Annotated in this window: 4 protein-coding genes; 3 read left to right on the top strand and 1 reads right to left on the bottom strand. The window is 68.9% G+C overall.

Annotated elements, in window-relative coordinates; translation table 11 throughout:
• Positions 1-2449 (top strand): DUF4118 domain-containing protein (locus AB0J58_RS43955; protein ID WP_364227549.1); only part of this gene is annotated, 2449 nt, incomplete at its 5' end.
• On the top strand, positions 2446-3114 hold the full coding sequence (locus tag AB0J58_RS43950; protein ID WP_364227547.1) for a response regulator: 669 nt from the start codon (positions 2446-2448) through the stop codon (positions 3112-3114). The genes AB0J58_RS43955 and AB0J58_RS43950, both read left to right, overlap by 4 nt.
• A gap of 233 nt (positions 3115-3347) precedes the next feature.
• Here AB0J58_RS43950 and AB0J58_RS43945 read toward each other — a convergent pair whose 3' ends face one another.
• Positions 3348-3596: an SAV_915 family protein gene (locus AB0J58_RS43945; RefSeq protein ID WP_364227544.1), complete on the bottom strand. Its 249-nt coding sequence runs from the start codon at positions 3594-3596 to the stop codon at positions 3348-3350.
• Positions 3597-3892: 296 nt separating this feature from the next.
• Here AB0J58_RS43945 and AB0J58_RS43940 point away from each other — a divergent pair.
• The coding region (locus tag AB0J58_RS43940) for a DeoR/GlpR family DNA-binding transcription regulator (protein WP_364227541.1) at positions 3893-4230 on the top strand (338 nt) is incomplete at its 3' end.

Here is a 4230-nt window from a genome sequence, read left to right as displayed (position 1 = left end):
GGAGGGTGGCTGGGACGTGGTGGGGGGTCTCGTCGAGACCCACGGCCGCCTCCACACCGCCGAGCTGCTCGACGGTCTGGAGGTCATCCCTCGCAGGACGCCGGCCTACCGGGGGAGCCACTTCACCGAGCTGGACGTCGACGCGGTCATCGAGCGGGCGCCGAAGATGGTGCTGATCGACGAGCTGGCGCACACCAACGTCCCAGGCTCGCGCAACGCCAAGCGCTGGCAGGAGGTCGAGGAGATCCTCGACGCCGGTATCGACGTCGTCTCCACCGTCAACATCCAGCACCTGGAGTCGGTCAACGACGTCGTCCAGCAGATCACCGGCATTCCGCAGCGGGAGACCATACCGGACGAGGTGGTACGGCGGGCCGACCAGGTCGAGCTGGTCGACATGTCGCCCGAGGCGCTGCGCAGGCGGATGGCGCACGGCAACATCTACGCACCGGAGAAGGTGGACGCCGCGCTGTCCAACTACTTCAGGATCGGCAACCTGACCGCGCTGCGCGAACTCGCCCTGCTCTGGGTCGCGGGAAAAGTCGACGACCAGCTCGACCGCTACCGGGCCGAGCACGGCATCGCCGAGACCTGGGAGGCACGCGAGCGGGTGGTGGTCGCGCTCACCGGCGGCCCGGAGGGCGAAACCCTGGTACGGCGCGCGGCCCGCATCGCGGCGCGCAGTATGGGCGCCGACCTGCTGGCCGTCCACGTCACCAGGGCGGACGGCCTGACCGGCGGCGATCCGGCCGGCCTGGCCCGTCAGCGCACCCTAGTGGAGGACATGGGCGGCACCTACCACCAGGTGGTCGGCGACGACATCCCGCGCGCACTGCTCGACTTCGCCGGTGGGGTGAACGCCACCCAGCTCGTGCTCGGCGCCTCCAGGCGGGGCAGGTTCGCCCAGATCCTGTCCCGTGGCGTCGGGGTGGAGACGACCGCGTTGTCGGGTTCGATCGACGTCCACATGATCACCCACGCGCAGGTCAAGAAGGGCCGCCGCCACGCGAGCTCGCGAGCCGCGCTGACCCGCAAGCGCAGGGTCATCGGCTGGGCGATGGCGGTGCTCGGCATGCCCGCGCTGACCGCGGTTCTGCTCCCGTTCAGGGACGATTCGGCGCTGCCGAGCGAGATCCTGCTCTTCCTGCTGATGGTCGTCGGAGTCTCCCTGGTGGGCGGCATGTGGCCGGCGGTGACGGCGGCCATCGGCGGATTCCTGCTGCTGAACTACTACTTCACACCGCCGGTCGACCGGTTCACGGTCTACGACCCGGAGAACCTGCTCGCGCTCGTCGTCTATGTGCTGGTCGCGATCATGGTGAGCCTGGTGGTCGACGTGGCGGCCCGCCGTACCAGAGAGGCGGCCAGGGCCACCGCGGACGCCGAGGTCCTGTCGACGCTCGCCGGCCACGTCCTGCGTGGTGAGGCCGCTCTGCCGTCGCTGCTCGCCCGGGTCAAGGAGACGTTCGGGCTCGTGTCCGCCACGCTTCTGGAGCGGACGGGACCGCCGACCCCCGACGATCAGTCGGAGCCGGAGGCGTGGCGGATCGTGGCCACCTCCGGGGGCGAGCCGTGCACCAGCCCCGGAATCGCCGACACCGACGTGGCGATCGACGAGAGCCTGGTGCTCGCGGTGCGCGGGGGACTGCTCGACGCCTCCGAGCGCAGGGTGCTTGAGGCGTTCGCCGCGGAGACCGCCGTCGCGCTGCGTCAGCAGCGGCTGGAGGAGGAAGCCGGGCGGGCCAGGCCGCTGGCCGAGGCGGACAAGATGCGCACCGCGCTGCTCGCCGCCGTCAGCCACGACCTGCGCACCCCGCTGGCTTCGGCCAGAGCCGCGGTGGAGAGTCTGCGCGGCACGGAGATCGACTGGTCCGCGGAGGACAGGAAGGAACTGCTCGCCACGGCGGACGAGTCGCTGGTCAAGCTGAATCGCCTGGTGGACAACCTGCTCGACATGAGCAGGTTGCAGGCGGGCGTGCTCGGGCCCGTCCTCCAGCCGGTCGCCCTGGAGGAGGTCGTGCCCAGGGCGATGGACGACCTGGGGCCGCTCCGGGATCGCGTCGAGGGGAACATCTCCGTCGAGCTGCCCGAGGTGGTCGCCGACTCCGCCCTGCTGGAGCGGGTGCTGGTGAACCTGATGTCCAATGCCGTCCGCTACAGCCCACCGGGTGAGCAGGTGCTGGTCACCGGCAGCTGGCACGGCGACCACGTGGAGATCCGGGTGATCGACCGCGGCCCGGGGATTCCGCCAGAAGCACATGACCAGGTCTTCAGGCCGTTCCAGCGGCTCGGCGATCGTGACAACCATTCGGGGGTCGGCCTTGGCCTCGCGCTCTCCAGGGGGCTCACCGAGGCGATGGGCGGCTCTCTCACGCCGGAGGAGACACCAGGGGGAGGTCTCACCATGATCTTGACACTGCCGATCTCATCCAGAGCGGTGATCGCGTGACACGCATTCTCGTCGTCGACGACGAACCGCAGATCCTGCGGGCGCTTCGCATCAACCTGATCGCCCGCAACTACGAGGTGGCCGTGGCCACCGACGGCGGCGCGGCCCTGCGCCAGGCGGCCGACTGGCACCCTGACCTGGTGGTGCTCGACCTCGGGCTGCCCGACCTCGACGGTGTCGACGTCATTCACGGGCTGCGCGGCTGGACTTCGATCCCGATCATCGTGCTGTCCGGCAGGGCGGGCAACCAGGACAAGGTCGGCGCCCTCGACGCCGGTGCCGACGACTACGTCACCAAGCCGTTCGGCATCGACGAACTGCTGGCCAGGATCCGCGCGGTGTCGCGCCGCACGTCCGCGCAGGAGGCGGAACTGGCCAGCATCACGATCGGCGACCACGTGGTGGACCTGACCAGCAAGACGGTCTCCGGCGGGGCACGGCTGACGCCGACCGAATGGCACATCCTGGAGATCCTGCTGCACAACCCGGGCAAGCTCGTCAGCCAGCGGCAGCTGCTGACCGAGGTGTGGGGGGTCAAGTACGTCAAGGAGACCCACTATCTCCGGCAGTACATGGCCCAGCTGCGGCGCAAACTCGAACGCGACGCAGGACATCCGGTCCACCTGATCACCGAGCCCGGTATGGGGTACCGCTTCAAGGCCTGATCGGAGTCCTGAGTTCTCCTTCGGGTCGCTCACCGGCCTGGAACCGCTCACGGCGCGGCACCATGACCGGCAACGACGAAACGCGGGCAGTCGAGTGACTGTCCGCGCCTCTCGCATTCGATCAGAGGCCGACCTCCCCGCGCATCAGGCCGGCGAGTTCCGGCGAGCCCGTCGCGACCGACAGGCCGGACCGCTGGTCCTCGCTCCCCGTGCGATCGCCTCGATGACGCACCTCACGCGGTCTTGGAGGAGTGCCGGGCCATCGTCCCCGCAGGGTCGATCACGATGCCGACGGTGTCCAGTTCCTTGAGCATGCTCCTGAGTGCGGGCTCGCTGAGCCGTACCCAGTGCTGGTCGGAGCCGAGCACCTTGGCCAGGCGCATCGGTGAGGTGAAGGCGACCGCCGTCCGCTTCCCCGAAGCGGTCCTGAACAGGCGCAGCGACGTGCTGAACGCGCCTTGACGGACCGGGACGTACAACATGCTTCCTCCTGGTGAGAACTCGTACACCAGCGACGCTAGAACCGCGCGGGGAACCCGATCGCGATCACTACGGGATCAAGACGGCGATCGCGGAAGTACTTACGACGTGTTGACGTGGTGTGGCTCCGGCCGGCACTGACATCACCGCCGGAGGCCCGGCGTGGTCAAGAGCCGGTACGCGGAGGTCACAGGTTCATGAAACTCATGGCGGAGCCGTTCTCAGCGACCCTTGACATGCAACATACTCGGGTATAAAGACATATAAAACAACATTGAAACGGCGGTGAACCAACAGGATGTACGCCGAGGAACGGCAGCAGGAGATCCTGTGTGAGGCCCGGGCCGCCGGGCGGGTCGACGTGGTGACCCTGGCGGAACGGTTCGGCGTCACGACTGAGACGATCCGCCGGGACCTGACCGCACTGGAACGCTCGGGGGTGCTGCGGCGCGTGCACGGCGGGGCGATCCCGGTCGAGCGCCTCGGTTTCGAACCCGCCCTCGCGACGCGCGACGAGGTGATGATCGCGGAGAAGGAACGTATCGCCAAGGCGGCGCTGGCGGAGCTTCCCGAGGACGGCGCGATCATCATCGACGCGGGTACGACGACGGGTCGTCTGGTGCAGGCGCTGCCGGT

The sequence above is a fragment of the Streptosporangium sp. NPDC049644 genome (genome assembly GCF_040675205.1).
Taxonomy (GTDB): Bacteria; Actinomycetota; Actinomycetes; order Streptosporangiales; family Streptosporangiaceae; genus Streptosporangium; species Streptosporangium fukuiense.
The sequence above is the reverse complement of the archived record's forward strand: the minus strand, read 5'-3'. Positions and strand labels throughout refer to the sequence as shown.